The sequence below is a fragment of the Kitasatospora sp. NPDC056731 genome (assembly GCF_040687675.1).
Lineage (GTDB): Bacteria > Actinomycetota > Actinomycetes > Streptomycetales > Streptomycetaceae > Kitasatospora.
On the sequence record NZ_JBFBNR010000006.1, the window covers coordinates 141417 to 167700 of the forward strand.

A 26284-nucleotide genomic window follows, 5' to 3' on the forward strand; every position below is an offset into this window, starting at 1 on the left:
AGCCTAGGCGCTCGGCGGCCGGTCCGGTACCCGTCGGTAACAAGAATCTGCCGCGGCCGGGCGGAGCGGGCGCCCCCCGGTCAGCGGGTCGGCGTGAAGTAGTGCAGCACCGCGTTGAAGCGCTGCTCCGCCTCGTTCCACTCGTTGCCCCGGTCCGGGCTGGACGAGTAGATCGCGTAGCTGGTGCCGTCGTCGTCGATGAACTCGGCCTCGACCGCCCGGCGCCGGCCGCCCTCCTTGGCGAGGTAGCTGAACTCCCAGACGGCCGCCTCGTGACCGTTGACCGCGACGCCGGTCATCTTGTGCTGCTTGTAGTCCTTCAGGTTCTTGGAGACGGTGGCCTCCATCTGCCGCAGGTGCTCCAGCGGCTTGACCGACTGGCCGACGGTGACCGCGAACTGCAGGTAGTGCACCTTGTTGTCGGGGCTGTAGTAGACCTGGTTGTCGGGCGTGGCACTGCGCTGCCAGGCCGGGCTGACCGAGGGCAGCGGGAAGCGGAAGCCGGCCGGGTCGTCGACCCAGTGGTAGCCGTTGGGCGCCGCCGGTCCCGGGCTGGCGTCGCTGGTCGGGTCCGGGCTGACGGAGGCGGTCGGGACGGGATCGTCGGCCGTGGGGGCCGCGACGTGCCCGGTGGTGGTGTGCCGGGTGGCGAGGAAGGTCGCGCCGGCCGCCAGCAGGCCGACGGCCACCGCGATCACGACGATCTTCAGGGTGCTGCGGCGCTTGGCCGGCCCGCGCGCGGGCGTGACGGGGTGCGCCACCGGCGCGACCTCGGCGGTGGGCGCTGGCGCCTCGGCGGCCACGCCCCCGGTGGTGTCCGGAACGGCCCCCGAGCGCGCCCCGGTCGGCTCCTCGGCCTCCGCCGCCGTCGCCCCTGGCGCGTCCTCCTCCTCGGGGTCCTCCTCCGCCGCCGGGCGCTCGCTGCGGTCCACCACCGGCACCGACTGGGTGGGCGCGCGCAGCGGCGCGACCGGCTTCAGGCCGATCGTGTGCCCGGCCTGCACCTCGGCCAGCATCCGGGCGGCCTCGTCCGCGTTCGGTCGCTCGGCCGGGTCCTTGGCCATCAGCGCGGCCAGCACCGGGCCCAGCGGCCCGGCCCGGACCGGCTCCGGCAGCGGCTCGCCCACCACGGCGGCCAGCGTGGTGATCGGCGAGGTCCGGCGGAAGGGCGACTGGCCCTCCACCGCGGCGTACAGCGTCGCCCCGAGGCCCCACAGGTCGGAGGCCGGCCCGGGCCGCTCGCCCTGGGCGAGCTCCGGCGCCAGGTAGTCCGGCGAGCCGACCAGGTCACCCGGCCGGGTCAGTTCGGCCGAGCCCTCGTACGTCGCGATGCCGAAGTCCAGCAGCACCACCCGCCCGGTGCCGCGCTCCAGCAGCACGTTGGCCGGCTTCACGTCGCGGTGCAGGACGCCGAGTTGGTGGCCGCGGTGCAGTGCGGCGAGCACCTGGCTGCCGACCTCGGCGACGGCGCGCGGCTGCAGGGTGCCGTCCTGGCTGATCACGTCGGCCAGCGAGCGGCCGTCCACCAGCTCCATCACGATCCACGGCCGGCCGTCCTGCTCCAGCACGTCGTGCACCGTGATCACGCCGGGGTGCTTGATCCGGGCGGCCGCGCTGGCCTCCCGCTTCATCCGGGCGTGCAGGATCTGCAGCTCGTCCTCGGGCAGGTGGTTGACGGTCAGTTCCTTCACCGCGACCTCGCGGTTCAGCATCCGGTCCCAGGCCCGCCAGACGGTCCCCATCCCGCCGCGGCCGAGCCGGTCCCCCAGCTCGTACCGCCCGGCCAGCAGCCGCTCCGTCTCGGCCGTCTCCGGCCGGTCCTGCACGCCCATCGGCGACCACTCCCCCTCACATCCGTCTGCCGTCACAGCGACGGAGGGCCTGGTGCAGACCACTGTTCGAACAAATCCCACGCACACATTAGGCGCACCTTGCCAGCCCCGGTAATCACGCTCACCCGTCGGACCGACGGTCCGGGACACTCCGGGGCCGTCAGCCTGCGAACAGCACCACCGCGGCCACCCCGAGCACCAGCAGCAGGAACACGCCCCCCACCAGCAGCGGGCCGAACAACGCCGGAGGTATCCGCGGCGGCCGCACCTCGTCCGGCCGCCCGGCGCCCGCCCCGGCGTTCGCGCCGGCGTTCGCGCCCACGACGACCTCCGACCGCCCTCGTCCACCACCCCGCCCGCGCCGGCGCCGCACCAGCGGGGCCTCCGGTCTCAGCACCAGCGCCCGCGCCGCCCACTCCTCGTCGACCGGCTCCGGCGCGCCCGCGAGCAGCGCCGCCAACTCCCGGCGGGCCTCCTCGGCGGTCGGCCGCAGCGAGGGGTCGGGCTGCAGCAGCCGCTCGACCAGCGGCGCCAGCGGCCCGCAGGCCGCCGCAGGCTCCCGCCGCCCGTCCCGGACCGCCGACACCAGCTCCGGCACGCCACCGTCCGGGAACGGCGAGCGGCCGGTGACCAGCCGCTGCACCAGCACCCCGAGCGCCCAGCAGTCGCCCGCCGGACCGCCGTCCAGCGGCCAGCGCTCCGCCACCGGGCCGACCAGGGTGGCCCGCACCTCGTACCGGCGGCGCCCGCCCGGGCCGCCGAGGTCCTCGGCCAGCGCCTCCTGCGCCACCCCGGACAGCAGCCCGCCGAGCATCGCCGCGCCGTCCTCGCAGACCAGCACGGACTCGGCGGTCAGGTTGCCGTGGACGAGTCCGTCCTCGTGCAGCGCCCGCAACGCGCCGGCCAGGTCCGCCGCCAGCTCGGCCGCCCGGTAGGGCGGCACCGGTCCGGCCGCCGCCAGGTCCGCCAGCGTCATGGCGCCCGACCGCTCCTCCACCGTCCACAGCAGTTCGCCCTCGACGAAGGCGCCGAGCCCGCGCAGCAGCCGGGGGTGCCCGGTCGGCGCGGCCGAGCCGACCGCCGCCACCCGGCGGACCAGCCGGTCGGCGTGCGCGGACACCTCGCCGTCCAGGTCCTGACCGGTGGTCAGCAGCGCCGGCAGCTCCAGGGCGCGCAGCAGCACGGACTCCCCGGTGCGGTCGTCCACCGCCAGGGCCCGCAGGAGTTCGGGACGGTCCGTCAGCCGGTACCGCCCCGCCAGCAACTGCTCCGGGCCGCCTCGCATGCCAGTTCCTCTCGCTCGCCGAGCAGCCTACTGAGCGGCTCCTTTACGCTCGGTCCCATGGACTGGACCGATCTGATCGACACCGCCTTCAAAGTGGCGGGAAACAACAGCCAAGCCAATCAGGCCGAGGCCGTGCGCACGGTGGAGGCGGTCGTCATCGACGGCGAGAATCCGGTCGCCTCGACGGCCGGGCGCCATCCCGACCACTTCCGCAAGGGCGTGCTCGTTCTCACCACCCACCGACTGCTCTTTCTCAAGGACGGTAAACCGCCAGTCCCGGTTCCGCTTACGGCGGTCACGGACGCGACCGTGGCCAGGACCAAGCTCAACGGCGACGTGCTCACGATCGTCGCACTGACCGGCTCGCACCGGTTCGAGGACGTGGCCAAGGCCGACGTCTTCGCCGAGCAGCTCCGGGAGGCCGCCCGGCTCGCCCGCAAGGCCGCGTCGGCCGCCGGGCCGGCGGCCGACACCGCCCCCGCCGGACTCGGCGCGGGCGACCAACTCCTCGGCCAGCTGGAGCGGTTGGCCGCCCTGCACGCCTCCGGCGCGCTCACCGACGAGGAGTTCACCCGGGCCAAGGCCCGCCTGATCGGCTAGGCCTAGCGCCCTACGGCGCGGGCTGGAAGCTGGCGAAAGCCGTGTCCCGGGCCTGGGAGTTGGCCGGGGCACCCCAGTCCGCGTCCGGGGTGATCCAGTAGATCGCGTAGCCGTACTTGGCCGGGTTCCCGGTGACGAAGCCCCGGTTGAGCGAGTGCGTGCGCGGCGTGCCGCTGATCCACTCCCAGTCGGCCGCGTTGCTCCACTGCCGGTAGTTGATCGCGGCCAGGTTGACCCGCTGGTAGTTGGTGACCTTCGAACGCAGGCCCGGCTCGGAGTCCTGCCAGTCGGCGACGGCGCTGGGGCCGGGGGTGGTGGTCCACTCGATGGTCAGGGTACTGCCGTTGCCCTTGAAGATCCGGCGGACGCCCTCCGAACCGGCCGGCTGGAGCCAGTCCGGCAGGACGACCGAGAAGCCGGTCGGGTCCTTGTACTCGTGGTAACCGGCCGGGACGGCGGCCCCCGGCGGGGTCGGGCTCTGCGCGGGGGTGGTGGCGGGCGCGCCGGCGGCCGGCGGGTTGGCCGCAGTGGGGCCGGGCGTGTCGGCCGGCTTGTCGGGGGCCGGTGTGTCGGTGGCCGGCTTGTCCGGGGCGGGCTTGTCGGTGCCCGGCTCCGGCTCCGCCGCCGGAACGGAGGCGGCCGGGGTCCCGCTCGGCCCGGCCTCGGAGCTGGTCGAGACCGACGAGGTGGCGCCCGCGCCGTTCGCCGACGAGTCGTCCCCGTTGCCGACGGCCTGGAGCACCGCGACCACCCCGGCGATCAGCAGCAGGACCAGCACCACGGTGACGACGGCCAGCCGCCGCCGTCCGTTGCGCGGGTCGGCGCCGGCCGCCTGCGTGGCGCCCAGGGTCCACTCGCTGGTCACCGGCCGGATCGGCTCGGCCGCCGGAACCGAACCCGACGCCGCGGGCGAACCCGACTCCGAGCCCGATGCCACGTCCGAGGACGGCGAAGCGGGCTCGGGCACCGGCTCCACGACGGGCTCCGCCACGGCGGCGGGCTCCTCGTCCTTGGCCCGGCTGCCCACCCGGACCGTCCCCAGCAGCCCCCCGATGGACCGCTTGCGGCCCTCCTCGGCCTCGGCCGGGGCCTCCTCGGGCTCCGCGGCGGCGGCCGACCCCTCGACCGGCAGCGCGTGCACGGTGGTCGACTCGGCCTTCGAGGTGGCCTCCGCGACGACCCGCTTCAGCATCGACCGGGTCTGCGAGGCGTCCAGCCGCTCGGCCGGGTCCTTGGCGAGCAGCCCCTCGATCACCGGCTGCAGCGCCCCGGCGTTCACCGGGGCGGTCAGCTCCTCGGTCATCACCGCGGTCAGGGTGGCCAGCGCCGAGCCCCGGTCGTACGGCGGCCGGCCCTCGACCATCGCGTACAGCGTGCCACCCAGCGACCACAGGTCGGCCGGCGGCCCGGGCTTCTGCCCGCGGGCCCGCTCCGGGGATATGTACGAGGGGGCGCCGACCAGCATGCCGGTGGAGGTGACCGAGGCGTCGCCCTCCACGCTGGCGATGCCGAAGTCGGTGAGCACGACCCGGCCGTCGTCGCCGATCAGCACGTTGGACGGCTTGACGTCCCGGTGCAGGATGCCCAGCGCGTGCGCGGCGCTCAGCACGCCGAGCACGTCGAGCGCGATCTCGGCGGCCCGGGCGGGGGCCAGCGGCCCGTCCTCCCGGATGACGTCGGCCAGCGAGCGGGACTCGACCAGCTCCATGACGATCCACGGCCGGTCGTCCTCGTCGACCACGTCGAAGACGGTGACCGCCGAGTTGTGCCGGATCCGCGCGGTGGCCTTGGCCTCGCGCAGCGTCCGGACGATCAGCCGGTGCTTCTCCTCCTCCTCGACGCTGGCGTTCATCCGCAGTTCCTTGACCGCGACGGTCCGCCCCAGCATCTCGTCCTCGGCGCGCCAGACGGTGCCCATGCCGCCGCGCCCGAGCACGCCGTTCAGCCGGTAGCGGCCGGCCAGGAGGCGGCCGGTGGAACCCTGCGCCTGGGTCATTCGGAACGTTCCCCCATGTGCTGCTGGCGGTCGTGGTGACGGCGTGTCGGCCCGGCCTCAGGCCCGAACGCCGAAGTCTCCATCATCCCCTGTCCCCGGGGGCCGGGACCACCCGACCCCCGCACCCGATCCGGGGCATACCGGATCGGGCTCGGCGCTCCGTGCCCGATCTGTGATCGAAAACTCGCCAAGATCTGGCCGGGGCGCTGCTACCGTTCGGCAGCTCATCGTCTTTCCGGGGGGATCCGACGCCCATGACCGCACCCGCACCAGGCGCTGACGGCCAGTCGGGCCGGCCGCGCACCGCCCAGCACTACTCGGTCACACCCACCCTGGATTCCCCTGAGGGCTACGTCGCGCCCGGTATGCCCGGTGTCCCGGTGGCCGGATACGTCCCCACCGTCCGCTCCCACCGGACGGGCCCGCGCCGCCGCACCGCCCTGGCGGTCGCCCTCGCCGTCCTCGCCATGCTGCTCGGCGGCCTGGCCTACGGCTGCGCGCCGGCCCGGGCCGCGGACAGCCTCGGCTGGCTGGCCATCGCCCTCGCCGCCCTGGTCGCCTTACCCCTCGGCCGGCTCGGCGGCCGCAGCCGGGTGCTGCCGCTGCTCGGCGCGCTGCTCGCGGCCTGCGCGCTGCTGCTCGGCCAGCTGACCGGCCAGCTCCGCCGGGTGCACGCGGCCGGCCCCGGCCCGCGCGGCCTGCCGCACGACGCCCTGGCGCACTGGCGCGCCGAGCTGCGCGCGCTCGACCTCGCCTTCTACGGCATCGCCCTGGTCGGCGGCTTCCTCCTCACCCGCCGCACCGCCAACCGCGGCTGACGCCGGTCCGGACAGCCCGAGGCCCCCGCCGGCGGAACCGACGGGGGCCTTCACCACGACGCGTCTCAGCGGTGGTTGAGCGCCGGGTTGACGGTCACCTCGACCCGCTGGAACTCCTTGAGCTCGGTGTAGCCGGTGGTGGCCATCGCGCGGCGCAGCGCGCCGAACAGGTTCATGGTGCCGTCGGGGGTGTGCGAGGGACCGGTCAGGATCTCCTCGGTGGTGCCGACCGTGCCGAGGTCCACCCGCTTGCCGCGCGGCAGCTCCTCGTGGACGGCCTCCATGCCCCAGTGGAAGCCCTTGCCGGGCGCGTCGGTGGCGCGGGCCAGCGCGGCACCGATCATCACCGCGTCGGCGCCGCAGGCGACGGCCTTCGGGATGTCGCCGCTGTAGCCGACGCCACCGTCCGCGATCACGTGCACGTAGCGGCCGCCGGACTCGTCCATGTAGTCCCGGCGGGCGGCGGCCACGTCGGCGACGGCGGTGGCCATCGGCACCTGGATGCCGAGGACGCCCCGGGTGGTGTGGGCGGCGCCGCCGCCGAAGCCGACCAGCACGCCGGCCGCGCCGGTGCGCATCAGGTGCAGGGCCGCGGTGTACGTGGCGCAGCCGCCGACGATCACCGGGACGTCCAGCTCGTAGATGAACTGCTTGAGGTTGAGCGGCTCCGCGCCGCTGGACACGTGCTCGGCCGAGACGGTGGTGCCGCGGATGACGAAGACGTCGACGCCGGCGTCCACGACGGCCTTGGAGAACTCGGCGGTGCGCTGCGGCGAGAGCGCGGCGGCGGTGACCACACCGGAGTCGCGGACCTCCTGGATCCGCTGCTTGATCAGCTCGGCGCGGATCGGCGCGGCGTAGATCTCCTGGAGGCGGCGGGTCGCGGCGGCCTCGTCGGTGATCGTGGCGATCTCGTCGAGCAGCGGCTGCGGGTCCTCGTAGCGGGTCCAGAGGCCTTCGAGGTTCAGCACGCCGAGGCCGCCGAGGCGGCCGATGGCGATGGCCTGCTGCGGCGAGACCACGCTGTCCATCGGGGCGGCCAGGAACGGCAGCTCGAAGCGGTAGGCGTCGATCTGCCAGGCGATCGAGACCTCCTTCGGGTCCCGGGTACGGCGGCTGGGGACGACGGCGATGTCGTCGAAGGAGTACGCCCGTCGGCCGCGCTTGCCTCGCCCGATCTCGATCTCAGTCACTTCGAGCCCTTCTGGTTTGTTGCTCATGCCCGCCGGGTCACCCCGGCCGCCCCCAGTATCCCGCACCCCGGTTGCCTCGCGCGCTCGCCTCCGGGGCGCGGGGCCCGCCCCCGGCGGCCCGCCCCCGCCCCCGGGCGCGCCGAAGGGCCCGGCGCCGCGGTGCGGCGACGGGCCCTTCGGAAGCGCGGACTCAGCGGTTGGAGTAGTTCGGCGCCTCGACGGTCATCTGGATGTCGTGCGGGTGGCTCTCCTTGAGGCCCGCCGAGGTGATCCGGACGAAGCGGCCCTTGCTCTCCATCTCGGCGATGGTGGCGGCGCCGACGTAGCCCATGGTCTGGCGCAGGCCGCCGACCAGCTGGTGCAGCACGGCCGACAGCGGGCCGCGGTAGGGCACCTGGCCCTCGATGCCCTCGGGGACGAGCTTGTCGTCCGAGGCCACCTCGGCCTGGAAGTAGCGGTCCTTGGAGTACGAGCGGCCCTGGCCGCGGGACTGCATCGCGCCCAGCGAGCCCATGCCGCGGTAGGACTTGAACTGCTTGCCGTTGATGAACATCAGCTCACCCGGGGACTCCTCGCAGCCGGCCAGCAGCGAGCCCAGCATCACGGTGTCGGCGCCGGCGGCCAGCGCCTTGCCGATGTCGCCGGAGTACTGCAGGCCGCCGTCGCCGATGACCGGCACGCCGGCCGCCTGACAGGCCACCGCGGCCTCGTAGATGGCGGTGATCTGCGGGACGCCGATGCCGGCGACCACGCGGGTGGTGCAGATGGAGCCGGGGCCGACGCCGACCTTGACGCCGTCCACGCCGGCGTCGATCAGCGCCTGGGCGCCGTCACGGGTGGCCACGTTGCCGCCGACCACGTCGATCCCGACGGCCGACTTGATCTTCCCGATCCAGGCCAGCGCGTTGTGGCTGTGGCCGTGCGAGGTGTCCACGACCAGGAAGTCCGCACCGGCCTCGACCAGGGCCTGGGCCCGGTCGAACGCCTCGGCGCTGGCGCCGACGGCGGCACCGACCAGCAGACGACCCTCGGCGTCCTTGGCGGCGTTCGGGTACTGCTCGGCCTTGACGAAGTCCTTGACGGTGATCAGGCCCTTGATCCGGCCCTCGTCGTCGACCAGCGGCAGCTTCTCGATCTTGTGGCGGCGCAGCAGCGCCATCGCGTCCACCCCGGAGATGCCGACCTTGCCGGTGATCAGCGGCATCGGGGTCATGATCTCGCGGACCTGGCGGCTGCGGTCCGACTCGAAGGCCATGTCACGGTTGGTGACGATGCCGAGCAGCTTGCCGGCCTCGTCCGCGATCGGCACGCCGGAGATGCGGAACTTGGCGCACAGCGCGTCGGCCTCGGCCAGCGTGGTGTTCGGGCCGACCGTGATCGGGTCGGTGACCATGCCGGACTCGGAGCGCTTCACCAGGTCGACCTGGTTGGCCTGGTCCTCGACCGACAGGTTGCGGTGCAGCACGCCGACGCCGCCCTGGCGGGCCATCGAGATCGCCATCCGCGCCTCGGTGACCTTGTCCATCGCGGCGGAGAGCAGCGGGATGTTGACGCGCACGTTCCGGGAGACCCGCGAGGAGGTGTCGACCTGGTTCGGCAGCACCGCGGAAGCCCCGGGCAGCAGCAGGACGTCATCGAACGTGAGCCCGAGCATGGCGAACTTCTCGGGTACGCCTGCGGCGTTGTAAGACATTTGGGGGGTACCTTCCGTGGCCGGCCTATTCCGCTCACGCCCTGAGGGTGGGGCGCGTTCATCGCTCACTCGCAGCAGACCGCCGAAGCCGGGTGGTTTTGGAGGAACCTCCAGGGGAACCCCGCGCGCACCCGCGAAACTTTGGCAACCCGCCCAGGCGCCGATACCCCATGGTACTGGCACGGCGAATGTGTCCTCGTGTGCCCTTGACAACACCGGCCCCCCGTGGCTCATTCCGGCCGGTCAGGACTTCAGGAGGACTCCTCCGCGAGCGCCCGCAGCCGGCTGAGCGCCCGGTGCTGCGCCACCCGGACGGCGCCCGGGGACATCCCCAGCACCTCGCCGGTCTCCTCCGCCGAGAGCCCGGCGGCCACCCGCAGCAGCACCAGTTCGCGCTGACGGGCCGGCAGGTTGGAGAGCAGTTCCTTGGCCCAGGCCGCGTCGCTGCTCAGCAGCGCCTGCTCCTCCGGGCCGAGCGCCTCGTCCGGCACCTCCGGCAGGTCGTCCTGCGGGACGACCGTCGAGCCGGGCCCGCGCATCGCGGCCCGCTGCAGATCGGCGATCTTGTGCGCGGCGATGCCGTAGACGAAGGCCTCGAACGGCCGCCCCTGGTCCTTGTACCGGGGCAGCGCGCACAGCACCGCGACGCAGACCTCCTGCGCGACGTCGTCCACGTGGTGCCGGGCGCCGCCGGGCAGCCGGACGAGCCGGCCGCGGCAGTAGCGCAGCGCCAGCGGGTGGACGTAGGCGAGCAGGGCGTCGATGGCCGGGCCCTCACCGCGGACGGCTGCCGCGACGAGCTCGCCCACCAGCGGGGAGCCGCCCGTGCCGAGCAGCGGCGGTCGACCGGGGCCGGGCACCGCGCCGGGGCCGCCGGGGTCGGCGTACGACGGATCGCCACCCGGGCCGGAGGGCTCGGCCTCCACCGGGTCCGCCTGGCCGGCCGCACCGGCGACGTCGTCACGCATCGGTCCATGGTGCCTGGTCGCGCGGGAAAACGCGGCACCGCGTCCGGAGTTGTGCACCGGAACGTTATGCGCTGCGGTGCCGTACGGCGTGCCGCCGCGCACCACCTGCCCCTCCTGCACCGTGCCGCCTCCCGCCCCGCCGCCGTCGGTGGTCCCGTCCTTCGCGCCGTCCGCCGAATGTGCTGCGGCCGTGTGGTTCGCCGCAGTGCCTGTCCGCTGGTCCCCGAGGTGCTCCACTACTCCATGGTGCAACCTCGGGACCGTAACGTCACACGCCCGGACGGCGTCCGTCCCGGGAACCGCCGGCGGCGCGCCGCAGCCGGCGGCGCCACCGGCGGTCAGCGGACCAGGCCCCAGCGGAAACCCAGCGCCACCGCGTGCGCGCGGTCGGAGGCCCCGAGCTTCTTGAACAGCCGTCGGGCGTGGGTCTTGACGGTGTCCTCGGACAGGAACAGCTCGCGGCCGATCTCGGCGTTGCTGCGGCCGTGGCTCATGCCCTCCAGCACCTGGATCTCACGCGCCGTCAACGTGGGCGCCGCGCCCATGTCGGGGCTGCGCAGCCGGCGCGGGGCGAGCCGCCAGGTCGGGTCGGCGAGGGCCTGGGTGACGGTGGCCCGCAGTTCGGCGCGCGAGGCGTCCTTGTGCAGGTACCCGCGGGCGCCCGCGGCCACCGCGAGCGCGACCCCGTCGAGGTCCTCGGCGACGGTGAGCATGATGATCCGCGCGCCCGGATCGGCGGACAGCAGCCGCCGGACCGTCTCGACCCCGCCGAGGCCGGGCATCCGGACGTCCATCAGAACGAGATCGGAGCGGTCGGCCACCCAGCGGCGGAGGACCTCCTCCCCGTTCGTCGCGGTGGTGACCCGGTCCACACCGGGTACGGTCGCGACCGCGCGGCGAAGCGCCTCGCGGGCGAGCGGGGAATCGTCGCAAACGAGAACGGAAGTCATGACCGTCGTCCTCCGCAGCTGATCCGCGTCACGTTGAGCCTCCTGGCTGGTACGAACCTCTCCGACACGGCCGATCGGCGACAGAGTCCGTGCTGATCGCCTCAAAATCCCGCGATCGTTCCCGACGTCCGGCGCCCGCTGACCGCCTCCGCACTTCCAACGACCGTCACTCGAATGAGTTACGGCCTTCGGGGCCATCTCCACCACTGTACGTGGCCAACCCATTACCGATCAGCCGCATCGCGGTGCACACGCCGCACTTTTGCCCAGCTCGCGCGCGGTGGGCGCACGACCCGCACACCGGCGCGGGGTGTCGCGCGCCCGTCGGCCACCCGAATGCCACGCCCGCGCCCGCCGAACCCCTTGCCCACTTTGCCCGTTTTTATAGCTTTCGTATGGTCATTGACTGTTGTGCCACTCTGTGGGTGACTTGTCCATGGAGTTGCCGTAAGTCATATTTCCAGGTGTCCACACCAGTGCATCGACGCCCGCCGCGCCGCCCAGCAGCAGCCCGCTGAGCGCCGGCCCACGGCCGACGAGCCTCTGAAGGGAATGAGCCATGGCAGATTTCTCCCGCCTCCCAGGTCCCAACGCGGACCTCTGGGACTGGCAGCTCTCCGCAGCCTGCCGTGGCGTGGACAGTTCGCTCTTCTTCCACCCCGAGGGCGAACGCGGGGCCGCGCGGAGCTCACGCGAGGCCAGTGCCAAGGAGGTCTGCATGCGCTGCCCGGTGATCACCGAGTGCGCGGCGCACGCGCTGGCGGTCCGCGAGCCGTACGGCGTCTGGGGCGGGATGACCGAGGACGAGCGCGAGGAGATGCTGGGGCGTTCGCGGCACCGGCTGGTGGAGGTCCCGCTGACCCCGCCGGCGATCGCCCGGCGCTAACCCCGCCTCCACGGCGCGCCGTGAAGAAACGTTTCCTCGCGGCGTTTCGGGCTGTTCAAGCCCGGTCCAGAACGCTCAGGCCCCAGAGGTCAGCGCCCGGCCGACCCCGCCAGCCGCTCCAGCATCAGCGCCACGGCCGGCACCTCGGCCAGATCCGGCAGGGTCAGCGCGACCACCTGCCGCACCGCCGGCGCCCCCGCGGCCGTCCGCACCGGCACCGTCGACACCCCGTCCGGGCGCACCGACTGCAGCGCCAGCCGGGGCAGCACCGCCACCCCCAGCCCGGCCGCCACCAGGCCGACCACCGCCGGATAGTCGTCGGTCGCGAAGTCGATCCGGGGCTCGAAGCCCGCCCCCGCGCACAGCTCCACCAGGTGCCCCCGGCACTGCGGGCAGCCCGCGATCCACTGCTCCCCCGCCAGCTCGGCCAGCTCCACCGGCCTGCCGCGCCCCGCCAGCCGGTGCGCGGCGGGCAGCAGGCCCACCAGCGGGTCGTCCAGCAGCGGGGTGACCACCAGATCGGACCAGTCGGAGCCGGCGCTCAGCTGCTGCGCCTCCAGGTTGGCCTCGGCCCGCGCCTCGCGCGGCGTCCCGTGCGCGGGCGCCGGCAGCGCGGCGCCGCCGTCGGACTGCGGGTAGCGGAAGGCCAGCGCGATCTCGCACTCGCCGCCGCGCAGCATCGCCAGCGACTCCGGCGGCTCCGCCTCGACCAGCGACACGCGCACCCCCGGATGGCTGTCCCGCAGCCGGGCGACCGCGGGCGGCACCAGGGTGGAGCTCGCGGTCGGGAAGGAGACCAGCCGCACCCGCCCGGCCCGCAGCCCGGCGATCGCGGCGATCTCCTCCTCGGCGGCGGAGAGCCCGGCCAGGATCCCGGTGGCGTGCTTGAGCAGCACCCGCCCCGCCTCGCTGAGCTGCATGCCCCGGCCGCAGCGGACCACCAGCGGGGTGTCCACCGACTTCTCCAGGGCCTTCATCTGCTGGCTGATGGCGGGCTGCGTACAGCCCAGCTCGCGGGCGGCGGCGGAGAAGGAGCCGGTGCGGGCGACAGCACGCAGGACGCGCAGGTGACGGGCCTCGATCATGCCTCAGTTATAAGGCAATCTTTGCCAATGGCAAAATTCTACTGATGATTGAAGCCTCAAACGCCGGACACGCCGGAGGCCCGGCCGCACCCCGAGGGGCGCGGCCGGGCCTCCGGCCGACCGTCAGGCGTCAGTGCGAGTGGCCGTGACCGTGGCCGTGGCCACCCTCGGTCTCCTCTTCCTTCTTCTCCACCACGAGGGTCTCGGTGGTGAGCAGCAGGGAGGCGATCGAGGCCGCGTTCTCCAGCGCGGAGCGGGTGACCTTGACCGGGTCGATGACGCCGGCCTTCACCAGGTCGCCGTACTCGCCGGTGGCCGCGTTGAAGCCCTGGCCGATCTCCAGCTCGGCGACCTTGGAGGTGATGACGTAGCCCTCCAGGCCGGCGTTCTGGGCGATCCAGCGCAGCGGCTCGTGCAGCGCCTTGCGGACGACCGCGACACCGGTCGCCTCGTCGCCCGACAGGCCCAGGCCGCCGTCCAGCACCTTGGCGGCGTGCACCAGGGAGGCGCCGCCACCGGCGACGATGCCCTCCTCGACCGCGGCACGGGTCGCCGAGATGGCGTCCTCCAGGCGGTGCTTGCGCTCCTTCAGCTCCACCTCGGTGGCGGCGCCGACCTTGATGACGCAGACGCCGCCGGCCAGCTTGGCCAGGCGCTCCTGCAGCTTCTCGCGGTCCCAGTCGGAGTCGGTGGCGGCGATCTCACCCTTGATCTGGGCGACGCGGCCGGCCACGGCCTCGGTGTCACCGGCGCCGTCGACGACGGTGGTCTCGTCCTTGGTGATGGTCACCCGGCGGGCGGTGCCCAGCACGTCCACGCCGACCTGGTCGAGCTTGAGGCCGACCTCCTCGGAGATGACCGTGCCGCCGGTCAGGGTGGCCAGGTCGCCGAGGATCGCTTTGCGGCGGTCGCCGAAGCCCGGGGCCTTGACGGCGACCGCGTTGAAGGTGCCGCGGATCTTGTTCACCACGAGGGTGGACAGCGCCTCGCCGTCGACGTCCTCGGCGATGATCAGCAGCGGCCGGGAGGCACCGCCCTGGAGGATCTTCTCCAGCAGCGGCAGCAGCTCCTGGATGGAGGAGATCTTGCCCTGGTTGATCAGGATGTACGGGTCCTCCAGGACCGCCTCCTGCCGCTCCGCGTCGGTGACGAAGTACGGCGACAGGTAGCCCTTGTCGAACTGCATGCCCTCGGTGAAGTCCAGCTCCACGCCGAAGGTGTTCGACTCCTCGACGGTGATGACACCGTCCTTGCCGACCTTGTCGATCGCCTCGGCGATCAGCTCGCCGACCTGGGTGTCCTGGGCGGAGAGGGACGCGACGGCGGCGACGTCGTCCTTGCCCTCGATCTCGCGGGCCACCGAGAGCAGGTGCTCGGAGACGGCGGCGACGGCCTTGTCGATGCCCTTCTTCAGGGCGGCCGGGCCGGCACCGGCGGCGACGTTGCGCAGACCCTCGTTGACCAGGGCCTGGGCCAGCACGGTGGCGGTGGTGGTGCCGTCACCCGCGACGTCGTTGGTCTTGGTGGCGACCTCCTTGACGAGCTGCGCGCCAAGGTTCTCGTACGGGTCGTCCAGCTCGACCTCACGGGCGATGGTGACACCGTCGTTGGTGATGGTCGGGGCGCCGAACTTCTTGTCGATGACGACGTTGCGGCCCTTGGGGCCGATGGTCACCTTGACGGTGTCGGCCAGCTTGTTGACACCGCGCTCCAGCGAGCGGCGGGCGTCCTCGTTGAACTGCAGGATCTTCGCCATGTTCCCTATTCCCTCGGGGCTTCGGCCGGCCCACCGGCCGCCGGACTACGTGAACCAACAACCACGCCCCGGGCCCCTGTCACTTGGGACACGGATCCGGGGCGGGTCGGAACGACTTACTTCTCGATGATGGCGAGAACGTCGCGAGCGGAAAGAACCAGGTACTCCTCGCCCTGGTACTTCACCTCGGTGCCGCCGTACTTCGAGTACAGGACGATGTCACCGACGGCGACGTCGAGCGGCAGACGCTGGCCGTCCTCGAAGCGACCCGGGCCGACGGCCAGGACGACGCCCTCCTGGGGCTTCTCCTTGGCGGTGTCCGGGATAACCAGGCCGGAGGCCGTGGTGGTCTCGGCGTCGAGCGGCTGGACCACGATGCGGTCCTCAAGCGGCTTGATGGCAACCTTGCTGCTGGTGGTCACGTCCGAGCTCCCCTTCGGAGATTACGGGGTTTCTAACGGGTAGGAGCGAACCTGTGGGCCTGCCGTCGCGGGGGTCAGGCACACGTCTTCGCGTTAGCACTCCCCCAGTGGGGAGTGCTAAGGACGACCATAGGCCGGTGTTAGCACTCAGTCAACCAGAGTGCCAACGGCGCGCCCGGGCATCCCGAACCGCGGGCGCGGAGCCGTACACCCGTGCGACCGCCCCGCCCACCGCGCCGGCACCGTCGGAGCCGGTGGGGCCGCCAACCCGCCAGAATGGCCCCGTGGACACCGAGAACCTCCAGCCCCTGCTGACCCCCGAGGGCCAGGCCCTGCTCGCCGAACTGCGCGAGTTCACGCCCGAGGAGGAGCTGGCGCTGGCCACCAGGCTGCGGCGGGAGCACCCGGCCGAGCTGGTCTCGGCGGCCTTCGGGCAGGCCCGGCTGCGGCAGCGGGCGCGGGCGAAGTTCGGGGCGGACGCCGACCTGATGTACTTCACGCCCAACGGCGTCGAGCAGTCCACCCGGCGCAGCGTGGCCGAGTGGCGGGCGCGCCGCTTCGCCGAGCTGGGCGTCCGCCGGCTGGCCGACCTGTGCTGCGGCATCGGCGGGGACGTGCTGGCGCTGGCCAGGGCCGGGATCGAGGTGCTGGCCGTCGACAAGGACCCGGCGGCCTGTGCCGCCACCGTCGCCAACGCGGCCGCGCTGGGCCTGACCGACCTGGTCCGGGTGCGCTGCGCGGACGTCGCCGAGGTGGACGTCACCGGCTACGACGCGGTGTTCACCGACCCGGCGCGGCGGACGGCGCGCGGCCGGGTGTTCGACCCGGAGGCGTACGCCCCGCCGCTCTCCTGGGCGATCGAGGCCGGCCGCCGGACCCCGATCGGCGCGCTGAAGGTGGCCCCGGGCATCCCGCACGAGGCCGTCCCGGCCGACGCCGAGGCGGAGTGGGTCTCCGACCACGGCGACGTGAAGGAGGCGGTGCTCTGGTTCGGCACCGGGGCCACCCGCCCGCACCGCGCCACCCTGCTGCCGCAGGCCGCCAGCCTCACCGGCGGCGACCTGCCCGACCCGCCGGCCGGCCCGGTCGGGCGCTATCTGTACGAGCCGGACGGCGCGGTGATCCGGGCCCACCTGGTTGCCGAGGTGGCCGAGCAGGTGGGCGGCCGGCTGATCGACCCGAAGATCGCCTACCTCACCTCGGACCAGCTGGTCGCCACCCCCTACGCGCACGCCTTCGAGCTCACCGACGTGCTGCCGTTCCACATCAAGCGGCTGAAGGCGCTGCTGCGCGAGCGCGGGGTCGGCACGGTGGTGATCAAGAAGCGCGGGATGGCGATCACCCCGGAGGAGCTGCGCCGCCAGCTCAAGCCCTCCGGGCCGAACGCCGTCACGGTGATCCTCAGCCGCACCGACAACGGGCCGCTGATGATGCTCGGCCGGCCCGCATGAGGCGGCCACCAGACGGGCGCCCGGACTACGAGGCGGGCGCCTGGATGTAGTCCTCCAGCCGGGCCACCGAGAAGCCCTGCTCCTGGATCCGGGCCAGCAGGTCGCCGAACATCTGGGTCATCGTGGCGCCCTTGAGCTCCTTCGGGCCGCGGAAGTGCGCCAGGATGATGTCGCCGGACTTCAGCTTCTTGTCCGCCGCCTGGTACTGCATGTCGTGGATCTGCATCGACTCGCGCCAGAGCACCATCGCGCGCGGGCCGCACTGCTGGACCGAGTTGTTCAGCGTCGGGGTGTTGGCGCCGTCCCCGAACGGCGGGCGGAACAGCAGCGGGGCGGTGCCGTACTGCTGGGTGAGCGCGGACTGCGCGTCGCAGATCTCGGACTTCTGCTTCTCCGCCGGGATCTTGCTCATCACCGGGTGGTCCACGGTGTGGTTCTGGATGTGGTTGCCGAGCGCCTGGAGCGGCTTGAAGTAGCCGTAGTCGTTCTTGACGATGTCCCGGGTCAGGAACATCGAGATCGGCACCTTGAGCTCGGTCAGCATCTCGACGAACTTCGGGTCCTTCTCGGCACCGTCGTCGATGGTGATGAAGACGACCTTGTCGCTCGTCTTCACCTCGCTGAACACCGGTACCGGGCCGGTCCGTTCGAGCTTGATGGGCTTGTCCGCGGGCGGCACGGGGGCCGGCGCCAGCGGCTTGAGGTTCCACTTCGCCCAGGCCGCCGGGTCCCCGCCGGCCGGGGCCGCGGTGGTGGGCGCGCCGGCCGGGCTGGTCGGCACGGCGCCGCCGCCGGCGGGCTGGGTCGTGGCCGCCGAGCTGCCGCCGGCCGCCGCCGGGGCGGCGCCGCCCCCGTTGTCGCCGCATCCGGTGGCCAGGGCCAGCAGGGCCAGCGCCCCCACCGCGTACGTCCTGGTCCTGCTCCGACCGTCCCTGTTCACCGCAGCGCGCTCCCGGTTCCCGTCCAGCTTCTTCTCAGCTATGCACGGTAGCGGTCGGGGCGGCGGTTCCCGGACAGCGCCTATTCGACGTGCTCGCTGGTGAAGGACCAGCGGTGCACCGGGCGGCCGAGCAGGTCGGCCGGCGGGTCGGCGACCGGCACCGGCTCGCCGGTCCACCAGGTGATCAGCAGCACCCGTTCGCCGGGCGCGCCGAGCAGCTCGGTGCGGACCAGCCCGGCCGAACCGCGCACCGCCGGCAGCGCCACCTCCCGTACCCAGGAGGCGAGTTCGGCCCCGCGGCCGGTGGCGGCGCGGGCCTCCCACATCGCGGCGACGGTCACTCGGCGCCGCCGGTGAGGGCCTGGTACGCCTGGCCGTGGACGTCGCCGTGCCGGACGTCCGCAGCCGGCACGTGCGCCTCGGTCACCGGCAGCGAGGAGTCGGCGGACAGGTCGAGCGCGGACGGCGTGCGGTCGCGCCACACCATCTCGGAGCCCAGCGCGGCCACCATCGCGCCGTTGTCGGTGCACAGGCCCGGCCGGGGCACCCGCAGCCGGATGCCGGCCCGGTCGCAGCGCTGCTGGGCCATCTCGCGCAGCCGCGAGTTGGCGGCCACCCCGCCGCCGATCATCAGGTGGTCGACGCCGTTGTCCCGGCACGCCTTGACGGCCTTGCGGGTGAGCACGTCGGTGACGGCCTCCTGGAAGGACGCCGCCACGTCGGCGATCGGCACCTCCTCGCCGGCCCGGCGCTTGGCCTCCACCCAGCGGGCGACGGCGGTCTTCAGGCCGGAGAAGGAGAAGTCGTACGCGGGGTCGTTGCGGCCGCTCAGGCCGCGCGGGAAGGCGATCGCCTTGGGGTCGCCCTCGCGGGCGGTGCGGTCGACCACCGGGCCGCCCGGGAAGCCCAGGCCGAGCACCCGGGCGACCTTGTCGAAGGCCTCGCCGGCCGCGTCGTCGATGGTCGCGCCGAGCGGGCGGACGTCGCTGGTGATGTCCTCGCTGAGCAGCAGCGAGGAGTGCCCGCCGGAGACCAGCAGCGCCATCGTCGGCGACGGCAGCCGGCCGTGCTCCAGCTGGTCGACGCAGATGTGCGAGGCGAGGTGGTTGACCCCGTACAGCGGCTTGTCCAGCGCCCAGGCGTACGCCTTGGCTGCGCTGACACCGACCAGCAGCGCGCCGGCCAGGCCGGGTCCGGCGGTGACGGCGATGCCGTCCAGGTCGCTCGCCTTGACGCCGGCGGTGTCCAGGGCGCGCTGGATGGTCGGGACCATCGCCTCCAGGTGGGCGCGGCTGGCGATCTCCGGGACGACGCCGCCGAAGCGGGCGTGGTCGTTGACGCTGGAGGCGACCGCGTCGGCCAGCAGCGTGGTGCCGCGCACGATGCCGACGCCGGTCTCGTCGCAGGAGGTCTCGATGCCGAGGACGAGCGGTTCGTCAGCCATGGCGGGTGTCCTTAAGGTCCTTCGGGTCAGTGCTGGGGTGGTCGAGGCGCATCACCAGCGCGTCGACGTTGGCGGGCTGGTAGTAGCCGCGCCGGATGCCCACCGGTTGGAAGCCGAAGCGCTCGTACAGCTGCTGGGCGCGCGGGTTGTCCACCCGCACCTCCAGCAGCAGTTCGGCGCAGCCGCGGCGGGCGGCCTCCCGGATCAGGTCGGTGAGCAGCGCCGCGCCGAGGCCGGCGCCCTGGTGGCGCTCGTCGACGGCGATGGTCTGGACGTCGCCCTCGCCGGCGATCGCCATCAGCCCGGCGTAGCCGACGATGGCGCCGTCCGCGTTGGTGGCGACGGTGTAGTGGCGGGTGCCGCCGGGGTGGGTCTCGGCCAGCTCGGACCAGTACATCCCGGTGGACCAGGCGTCCTCGGGGAAGAGTCGCAGCTCCAGCTCCATCACCGGCGCGATGTCCCACCAGCGCATCGGGCGCAGGGTGGTGCCGTGTTTCACGCCGGGAGCACCGCCTTGCCCCCTAGAACATTCTTGAAGGCAGCCGGCACCTGGGCGTCCGGGCGGCGCAGGTACAGCGGGACGTTCGGCAGCAGCTCGCGGCCGGCCGCCAGCTCGGCGGCGGCGAAGCCCGCCAGGGCGCCGGCCGACACGTGCTCGGGGCCGTGCGCGCCGGGGAAGGTATCGGGGTAGAGCAGCGCGCCGGCGCCGACCGAGCGCGGCGGCGGGGCCAGCTCGGCGGGGCGGTCCACGCCGGGGCCCTCGGTGCGGTGGCCGTCGGCGTCGTAGGAGGCCCAGTAGACCTCCTTGCGGCGCGCGTCAGTGGCCACCGTGAACGGCTGCCCGGCCAGGCCCTCGGCGCGGGCCTGGTGGGCGATCGCGTCCAGGGTGCAGACGCCGTGCACCGGCAGCCCGAGGGCGTGGCCGAGCGCGGCGGCGGTCACCAGGCCGACCCGCAGGCCGGTGTACGGGCCCGGGCCGACGCCCACCGCGATGCCGGTGAGCCGGTGCTTGTCGACGCCGGCCGCCCGCAGGACCTGGTCGATCGCGGGCAGGAGCAGTTCGCCGTGGCGCCGGGCGTCGACCTGGTGGGTCTCGGCGAGGACGGCCGTGCCGTCGTGGACGGCGGCGGTGACGGCGGGGGTAGCGGTGTCGAACGCGAGCAGCAGCACGGGTCAAGGTTAGACCGCCGTTCGTCCGACCGGCCGATCGACCAGGTGTGCCATCCAGGAACACACATCCGGGGCGCCGCGACCCGGCCGGACGGACCTGGCACGATGGGGCCGTACGTAAAGGGACGGCGGCGGGAGCGGCACGTGGCGAAGATGGGTCCTGGTGTGGTGGTCACGGGGCTGACCCTGGGGGCCCTGGCGGTGGTGAGCCTGCTGGCCTTCCAGGCCAACGGCGCTCAGGACCGGGCGGCCGGCGCCAAGCCGACCGCCAGCACCACGACGTCCAGCGGGCCGGCCGCCTCCGCGACGCCGAGCGCCTCGGCCACCCCGACGGTCCCGCCGCTGCCGACCATCTCGGGCAGCGGGACCAGGGTGGTCTACTCGATCAGCAGCCACTACGTCTGGCTGATCGACCCGAAGAAGAACCCACAGGTCACGCCCGGTTTCCCGGTCACCCCGGGCTCGGTCGAGCCAGCTCCGGGCAGTTACTCGGTCTACAGCCGCACCCCGACGACCACCGGGACGGACGGCAAGCAGATCGAGCACGTGGTGCGCTTCGCGCAGCAGAACGGCGTGGTGTTCGGCTTCAGCGCCGCCGTGGACGGCGCGACCCCGACCGCCGAGCCGAACGCCAAGACCGGCGGCATCCGCAGCGGTCGCCCGGACGGCCAGCTGCTCTGGGACTTCGCGCCGAACGGCACCAAGGTGGTCGTGGTCGCCTGAGCCCGGCTCGGGCGTGTCAGGCCGCGCGGGGTGTGCCCGTCTCCGGTTCCTCGGCCCGCCGGGGCTCCGGCTCGGGCGGGGTGGACACCGCCTCGGCGGCCGCACAGGCGGCCAGCAGCGCCCGCATCGGCGCCCCCTGGACGCGGCGGGCGGACTCTCCGGCCCCGGCGCCGTGCCCGGCGCGCTTCGGGGCGGGGGTGGTGCTCGACATGGCGCCTCCCTAGTTAGGCAGACCTAACCGCAGCACCCATCCCACCACGCCCGGCACCCCGCCCGCAACACTTCCCGACAGCCCGTCGGCAAAACGGCGCACACCCGGGCGCGGGCCTCAGCCGAGCGCCTCCAGCGCGACACCCGCCCAGCGCGGACCGAGGCCGGTCAGCACCACCCGGCGCGGGTCCAGGTCGTCCTCGTCGGCGGTGTCACCGAGGGCGCGCTCGATCCGCACCTCCAGCCGGTCCTCGGACAGCCGCTCGACCTTGCCCTCGCCCCACTCGACCACGACCACCGACTCCGGCAGCGAGACGTCCAGGTCGAGGTCCTCCATCTCGTCCAGGTCCCCGCCGAGCCGGTACGCGTCCACGTGCACCAGCGCCGGGCCGCCGACCAGCGACGGGTGCACCCGGGCGATCACGAAGGTCGGCGAGGTCACCGCCCCGCGGACTCCCAGCCCCTCCCCCAGGCCCCGGGTCAGCGTGGTCTTCCCCGCCCCCAGTTCACCGGAGAGCAGCACCAGGTCCCCGGGCCTCAGCAGCGCGGCCAGCTCCCGGCCGAGCCGGCCCATCCGCTCCGGGGTGGGGACGGTGAGAGTGGCGTGCGAGCCCATGCGCGTGTCTTGCCTTTCGGTCCGTACCGGCGTGCCGACCGCCGGCCGCCACCGCTACCGTGCCACATCGCCGGCCCGGCGCGCGCCGGAAGGGGTCAGGGGCCGTCCAGGACCGCCGGGGGCGGCGCGGCGGCGGCGAAGTCGGCGGCCCGGCGCAGCAGCGCCACCAGCTCGTGGTCGACCAGCTCCGGGCGCTCCAGCATCACCAGGTGCCCGGCGCCCTCCACCAGCACCAGCTCCGCGCCGGGCAGCCGCTCGGCCATCGCCTCGCTGTGCGCCGACGGCGTCAGCAGGTCCTTCGTACCGGCCAGCACCAGCGCCGGCAGGCCGCCCAGCGCGGCGAGCGCCGCGTACTTCTCGTGCGCGGCGAACACCGGGTAGAACTCGGCGACCACGTCGATCGGGGTGGCGTCCAGCAACTGCTCGGCGAACCGCACCACGCCCGGGTCGACGTCCCGCCCGCCGAAGGAGAACCTCCGGTAGAAGACGGCGGCGACGTCCGCACCCAGCCGCCGGCTCGCCTCCACCAGCTCGACCTGGCGGCCCAGCAGCCGCATCACCCCGGGCGCGACCTTCTTGAACAGCTTCGCGCCGGCCGACGGCAGGCCGAGGCTGACCTCGTTCCAGTCCCCCGCCAGCGTGCCGATCAGCGCCACCCCGGCGACCCTCTCCCGGAACAGCTCCGGGTGCTGGTCGGCCAGCGCCATCACCGTCATGCCGCCCATCGAGTGGCCCACCAGCACCAGCGGCCCGGTCGGCGCGACGGCGTCGATCACCGCCTTGAGGTCGCCGCCGAGCTGGTCGATGCTGGCCGGCTCTCCGGCCAGGAAGGAGCGGGAGCGCTCGGAGCGGCCGTGGCTGCGCTGGTCCCAGAAGACCAGCCGCAGTCCCTCGCGCAGCGCGGCCCGCTGGAAGTGCCAGCTGTCCTGGTTGAGGCAGTAGCCGTGGCAGAACACCACGGTCAGCGGCTCGGCGCCGGAGGTGTCGCCGTCCGGCTCGGGGCCGGTGCCGTCCAGCTCGACGTACAGCTCGGTGCCGTCCGGCGCGGCCACCGTCCGCGGGCGCCCGCGCAGCGAGCCGTACGGGGCCTCGGCGTCCAGCTCGGCCCGGGCCCGGCGGCGGGTCGCCCGGCCGACGGTCAGCCGCTCGATCGCCACCCCGGCGGCCGCCCCGGCCGCCAGCACGCCGACCGAGATCCCGATCACACCGGCCCGGCTCACCCCGGAGGCCGCGCCGGCCGCCTTGGCCACCGCCGCGACCGGGCCGCTCTCGGCCGGTCCCTCCGTCATGCGCCCGGGCCCTCGGTGCGGCTGCCGCCCAGGTAGCGGCGCGGGACCCTGGCGCCGATCCGGGTCACGATCTCGTACGAGATGGTGCCGCAGGCCCGGCCCCAGTCCTCGGCGGTCGGCTCGCCCTGCTCGCCGTTGCCGAACAGCAGCACCTCGTCGCCGATCGCGGGGGTGTCCCCGCCCAGGTCCACGACGAACTGGTCCATCGCGACCCGGCCGGCGATCGTGCGCCACTTGCCGCCGATCTGCACCGGGCCGGTGCCGCTGGCGTGCCGCGGGATGCCGTCGCCGTAGCCGACCGGGACCAGGCCCAGCGTGGTCGGGCCCGGCGTCACGTAGTGGTGGCCGTAACTGACCCCGTGCCCGCCCGGAACGTGCTTGACCAACGCCAGCCGCGCGGTCAGCGCCATCACCGGGCGCAGCCCGAAGTCGGCCGGCGACCCGACCTCCGGCACCGGCGACAGCCCGTACGCGGCCAGGCCGGTGCGGACCAGGTCGAAGTGCGACTGCGGGAGCAGCAGGGTGGCCGGCGAGTTCGCCAGGTGCCGCACCTCCGGGCGCAGCCCGGCGGCCTCGGCCCGGGCCAGCGCCGCGTGGAAGGAGTCCAGCTGGGCCTGGATCGACGGGTGGCCCGGCTCGTCGGCGGCGGCGAAGTGCGACCAGACGCCGACCACGGTCAGCAGCCCCTCCGCCTCGGCGCGGCGGGCGGCGGCCACCAGGTGCGGCCAGTCGTGCGGCTGGCAGCCGTTGCGGCCCAGACCGGTGTCCGCCTTCAGGTGCACCCGGGCCGGGATGCCGGTCTCCCGGACGGCCGGCAGCAGCTCGTCCAGCGCCCACTGGCCGCTCACCGAGATGTCGATGTCCGCGCGCAGCGCCTCCCGCCACGGCCCGCCCGGCGTCCACAGCCAGCACAGGACGCGGGCCTGCTCCGGGCGGATGCCCGCGGCCCGCAGTGCCAGCGCCTCCTCGGGCGTCGCGCAGCCGAGCCAGCCGACCCCGTTCGCGACCGCCTCGCGGGCGCACTCGACGGCGCCGTGGCCGTAGGCGTCCGCCTTGACCGCGAGCATCACCGCCGAGCTGCCGACGCGCTCGCGCAGCGCGGCGAGGTTGCCGCGCAGGGCGGCCAGATCGATGGTCGCCTCGGCCCTTACGCCGTCGGTCAGGGTGGCCGTGCCGGTCGTGTTCGCAGTTGTCATCAGGGTCAGTCTCCCAGACATCCCGGAGTCCTCGCCGAACGGCCCGTCCGTGCGGCGGCCGGTGCCAGGGCCCCCGGCACCGCGCCGACCTGCGGCGCACCGCTCGTCACCCTGTTCCGGACGCGCACGGAGGACCGATCGGTTCCGCACCGCCCGCCCCGGCCGCACCGCACGCCCCCGGGCCTACGCCTCCCGCACCGCCCGCCACACCGCAGGCAGCGCCTGCGCCACCGCCGGCGCCGTCACCGGCGCGCCCGGGTCGCCCGCCGCGTGGCGGCCCGCCAGGCCGTGCAGGTAGGCGCCGACCGACGCGGCGTCCAGCGGCGCCAGGCCGGCCGCCAGCAGGGAGCCCGCCAGGCCGGCCAGGACGTCGCCGCTGCCTGCGGTGGCCAGCCAGGACGTGCCGGTCGGGTTGACCCGGACGGCGCCGCCCGGGTCGGCGATCACCGTGGTGGAGCCCTTGAGCAGGACCGTCGCCCGGTAGGCGGCCGCCAGCCGGCGGGCGGTGGCCAGCCGGGCGGCGGCCAGCGAGTCGGCGGGCGGCGGCGCGGCGCCGTCGGCGCCCGCGAGCAGCCGGGCGGCCTCGCCGGTGTGCGGGGTGAGCAGGGTGGGGGCCGTCCGGCCGGCCAGCGCGTCCGGGCCGAGCCGGGCCAGCTCGGTCAGCCCGTCCGCGTCCACCAGGACCGGGACGTCGCTCGACAGTGCCTCGGCCAGCGCCTGCCGCGCCCCCTCGCCGCCGCCCGGCCCGACCACCCAGGCCTGCACCCGCCCGGCCCCGGCCGGCCCGCCCTCGGTGACCAGCACCTCCGGGAAGCGCCGCACCACCTCCTCGGCCGCCGTGCCGACGTACCGGACGGCGCCCGCACCGCCGTGCAGCGCCCCGGCGACCGCCAGCAGCGCCGCGCCCGGGTACGTCGCCGAACCGGCCGCCACCCCGACCACGCCCCGCCGGTACTTGTCGCTCTCGACGCCCGGCAGCGGCAGCAGCGCCGCCACGTCCGCGTGCTGCAGGGCCGTCACCTCCGGCGCGGGCGGCTCCAGTCCGATCCCGACCAGTTGGACGGCGCCCGCGTAGGAGGCTCCCGGGTCGACCAGCAAGCCCGGCTTGTACGTGCCGAAGCAGACCGTGACGTCCGCGCGCAGCGCCTCGCCCGGCACCTCGCCGGTATCGGCGTCGACCCCGCTGGGCAGGTCCACGGCCACCACGACCCCGCGCCGCCCGGCCCGCGCGTACGGCAGGGCCCCGTCCCGCAGCCCGCCCCGGCCGCCGATGCCGACGATGCCGTCCAGCACCAGGTCGGCGCGCGAGAAATCGGCCAGGCCGACTTCCTGATCCAGCACCACCCGCCCGCCGGAAGCCCGCAGCGCGGCCAGCCCGCCCGCGTGCGCACGCTCCGGCGCGAGCAGCACCGCCGTCACCCGCGCGCCCCGCCGGGCCAGCGCCGCCCCGGCGTACAGGGCGTCACCCCCGTTGTCCCCGCTGCCGGCCAGCACCACCACCCGACTGCCGTACACCCGCCCCCGACGCCCCGCCAGCAGCCGGGCACAGGTCGCCGCCAGCCCGGCGGCCGCCCGCTGCATCAGCATCCCCTCCGGCAGCCGCGCCATCAGCGCGGCCTCGGCGGCCCGGACGACTTCCACCCGATGGGCATGACGCATGCGAGGGCTCCTTCAGCAGTCGACGTACCGCCGACGCTAGCCCGCGCCACCGCCCCACGGCAGGCCGAGCTGCGGGACACTTTCGAGTGACAACCACTTCGA

At 74.2% G+C, this 26284-nt stretch carries 25 protein-coding genes; 5 read left to right on the forward strand and 20 right to left on the reverse strand.

Translation table 11 applies throughout. From position 1 onward, the window contains the following. Positions 1-80: 80 nt before the first annotated feature. Positions 81-1832, reverse strand: coding sequence for a protein kinase (locus AB0R04_RS08445; RefSeq protein WP_363369271.1), 1752 nt, complete (start codon positions 1830-1832; stop codon positions 81-83). Positions 1833-1992: 160 nt separating this feature from the next. After that, positions 1993-3117, reverse strand: a complete 1125-nt coding sequence (locus AB0R04_RS08450) for a protein kinase (protein WP_363369273.1) — start codon at positions 3115-3117, stop codon at positions 1993-1995. A gap of 57 nt (positions 3118-3174) precedes the next feature. On the opposite strand from AB0R04_RS08450, the gene AB0R04_RS08455 reads away from it, so the two are divergent. Continuing rightward, the gene (locus AB0R04_RS08455) at positions 3175-3717 is read left to right on the forward strand and encodes an SHOCT domain-containing protein (RefSeq protein ID WP_363369275.1); all 543 of its coding nucleotides are present in this window, start codon (positions 3175-3177) and stop codon (positions 3715-3717) included. A 10-nt stretch (positions 3718-3727) separates the two neighbouring features. Here the strand turns inward: AB0R04_RS08455 and AB0R04_RS08460 are convergent, their stop codons facing one another. Beyond that, positions 3728-5713 (reverse strand): protein kinase, encoded by a 1986-nt coding sequence (locus tag AB0R04_RS08460; RefSeq protein ID WP_363369277.1) that lies wholly within the window; start codon positions 5711-5713, stop codon positions 3728-3730. A gap of 254 nt (positions 5714-5967) precedes the next feature. Between AB0R04_RS08460 and AB0R04_RS08465 the strand changes: the two genes are divergently transcribed. Then, complete coding sequence (locus tag AB0R04_RS08465; RefSeq protein WP_063349000.1) at positions 5968-6531, forward strand: hypothetical protein; 564 nt, start codon at positions 5968-5970, stop codon at positions 6529-6531. A gap of 65 nt (positions 6532-6596) precedes the next feature. Here the strand turns inward: AB0R04_RS08465 and AB0R04_RS08470 are convergent, their stop codons facing one another. The 4 genes from AB0R04_RS08470 to AB0R04_RS08485 all read right to left on the reverse strand — a co-directional run bounded on the left by AB0R04_RS08470 (position 6597) and on the right by AB0R04_RS08485 (position 11335). Beyond that, a complete protein-coding gene (locus AB0R04_RS08470; RefSeq protein WP_063348999.1) occupies positions 6597-7724 on the reverse strand; it encodes a GuaB3 family IMP dehydrogenase-related protein in 1128 nt (375 codons plus the stop codon). A 190-nt stretch (positions 7725-7914) separates the two neighbouring features. Further along, positions 7915-9417 carry an IMP dehydrogenase gene (gene guaB / locus AB0R04_RS08475; RefSeq protein ID WP_063348998.1) on the reverse strand — a complete coding sequence of 501 codons (1503 nt, stop codon included), beginning with the start codon at positions 9415-9417 and terminating at the stop codon, positions 7915-7917. Between the two features lie 251 nt (positions 9418-9668). After that, positions 9669-10385, reverse strand: a complete 717-nt coding sequence (gene shbA, locus AB0R04_RS08480) for an RNA polymerase sigma factor ShbA (RefSeq protein ID WP_363369280.1) — start codon at positions 10383-10385, stop codon at positions 9669-9671. A 338-nt stretch (positions 10386-10723) separates the two neighbouring features. After that, positions 10724-11335, reverse strand: coding sequence for a response regulator transcription factor (locus AB0R04_RS08485; protein ID WP_014136228.1), 612 nt, complete (start codon positions 11333-11335; stop codon positions 10724-10726). A gap of 559 nt (positions 11336-11894) precedes the next feature. On the opposite strand from AB0R04_RS08485, the gene AB0R04_RS08490 reads away from it, so the two are divergent. After that, entirely contained in the window at positions 11895-12221 is a 327-nt protein-coding gene (locus AB0R04_RS08490) for a WhiB family transcriptional regulator (protein WP_063348997.1), read from the forward strand. Positions 12222-12310: 89 nt separating this feature from the next. Here AB0R04_RS08490 and AB0R04_RS08495 read toward each other — a convergent pair whose 3' ends face one another. From AB0R04_RS08495 to groES, 3 genes are all read right to left on the reverse strand, one after another. Beyond that, on the reverse strand, positions 12311-13306 hold the full coding sequence (locus AB0R04_RS08495) for a LysR substrate-binding domain-containing protein (RefSeq protein ID WP_363369282.1): 996 nt from the start codon (positions 13304-13306) through the stop codon (positions 12311-12313). A gap of 130 nt (positions 13307-13436) precedes the next feature. Further along, a complete protein-coding gene (gene groL, locus AB0R04_RS08500; protein ID WP_363369284.1) occupies positions 13437-15062 on the reverse strand; it encodes a chaperonin GroEL in 1626 nt (541 codons plus the stop codon). Between the two features lie 116 nt (positions 15063-15178). Further along, positions 15179-15484 (reverse strand): co-chaperone GroES, encoded by a 306-nt coding sequence (groES, locus tag AB0R04_RS08505; RefSeq protein ID WP_014136232.1) that lies wholly within the window; start codon positions 15482-15484, stop codon positions 15179-15181. Between the two features lie 284 nt (positions 15485-15768). Between groES and AB0R04_RS08510 the strand changes: the two genes are divergently transcribed. Next, positions 15769-16935, forward strand: coding sequence for a class I SAM-dependent methyltransferase (locus AB0R04_RS08510; protein ID WP_363369286.1), 1167 nt, complete (start codon positions 15769-15771; stop codon positions 16933-16935). Positions 16936-16960: 25 nt separating this feature from the next. Here the strand turns inward: AB0R04_RS08510 and AB0R04_RS08515 are convergent, their stop codons facing one another. The 5 genes from AB0R04_RS08515 to tsaB form a co-directional block, all read right to left on the reverse strand. Next, positions 16961-17875, reverse strand: coding sequence for a polysaccharide deacetylase family protein (locus AB0R04_RS08515; RefSeq protein ID WP_363369288.1), 915 nt, complete (start codon positions 17873-17875; stop codon positions 16961-16963). Positions 17876-17955: 80 nt separating this feature from the next. Continuing rightward, positions 17956-18201 carry a hypothetical protein gene (locus tag AB0R04_RS08520; RefSeq protein WP_244293442.1) on the reverse strand — a complete coding sequence of 82 codons (246 nt, stop codon included), beginning with the start codon at positions 18199-18201 and terminating at the stop codon, positions 17956-17958. 11 nt (positions 18202-18212) lie between these two features. After that, positions 18213-19319 (reverse strand): tRNA (adenosine(37)-N6)-threonylcarbamoyltransferase complex transferase subunit TsaD, encoded by a 1107-nt coding sequence (gene tsaD / locus AB0R04_RS08525; protein WP_350877149.1) that lies wholly within the window; start codon positions 19317-19319, stop codon positions 18213-18215. Next, entirely contained in the window at positions 19312-19791 is a 480-nt protein-coding gene (gene rimI / locus AB0R04_RS08530) for a ribosomal protein S18-alanine N-acetyltransferase (RefSeq protein ID WP_363369402.1), read from the reverse strand. Before rimI ends, tsaD begins: the two co-directional genes overlap by 8 nt. A 23-nt stretch (positions 19792-19814) precedes the next feature. Then, on the reverse strand, positions 19815-20489 hold the full coding sequence (tsaB, locus tag AB0R04_RS08535; RefSeq protein WP_363369291.1) for a tRNA (adenosine(37)-N6)-threonylcarbamoyltransferase complex dimerization subunit type 1 TsaB: 675 nt from the start codon (positions 20487-20489) through the stop codon (positions 19815-19817). 153 nt (positions 20490-20642) lie between these two features. Between tsaB and AB0R04_RS08540 the strand changes: the two genes are divergently transcribed. Then, complete coding sequence (locus tag AB0R04_RS08540; protein WP_363369404.1) at positions 20643-21212, forward strand: hypothetical protein; 570 nt, start codon at positions 20643-20645, stop codon at positions 21210-21212. 16 nt (positions 21213-21228) lie between these two features. Here the strand turns inward: AB0R04_RS08540 and AB0R04_RS08545 are convergent, their stop codons facing one another. The 5 genes from AB0R04_RS08545 to AB0R04_RS08565 all read right to left on the reverse strand — a co-directional run bounded on the left by AB0R04_RS08545 (position 21229) and on the right by AB0R04_RS08565 (position 26182). After that, a complete protein-coding gene (locus AB0R04_RS08545) occupies positions 21229-21423 on the reverse strand; it encodes a hypothetical protein (protein ID WP_063348989.1) in 195 nt (64 codons plus the stop codon). Positions 21424-21540: 117 nt separating this feature from the next. Beyond that, the gene (gene tsaE, locus AB0R04_RS08550) at positions 21541-22038 is read right to left on the reverse strand and encodes a tRNA (adenosine(37)-N6)-threonylcarbamoyltransferase complex ATPase subunit type 1 TsaE (protein ID WP_063348988.1); all 498 of its coding nucleotides are present in this window, start codon (positions 22036-22038) and stop codon (positions 21541-21543) included. Positions 22039-22133: 95 nt separating this feature from the next. Further along, positions 22134-23327, reverse strand: a complete 1194-nt coding sequence (locus AB0R04_RS08555) for an alpha/beta hydrolase (protein ID WP_363369293.1) — start codon at positions 23325-23327, stop codon at positions 22134-22136. Then, the gene (gene alr, locus AB0R04_RS08560) at positions 23324-24523 is read right to left on the reverse strand and encodes an alanine racemase (protein ID WP_363369294.1); all 1200 of its coding nucleotides are present in this window, start codon (positions 24521-24523) and stop codon (positions 23324-23326) included. The genes AB0R04_RS08555 and alr overlap by 4 nt, the downstream gene beginning before the upstream one ends. A 183-nt stretch (positions 24524-24706) precedes the next feature. Next, a complete protein-coding gene (locus tag AB0R04_RS08565; protein WP_363369296.1) occupies positions 24707-26182 on the reverse strand; it encodes an NAD(P)H-hydrate dehydratase in 1476 nt (491 codons plus the stop codon). Positions 26183-26284: the final 102 nt, after the last annotated feature.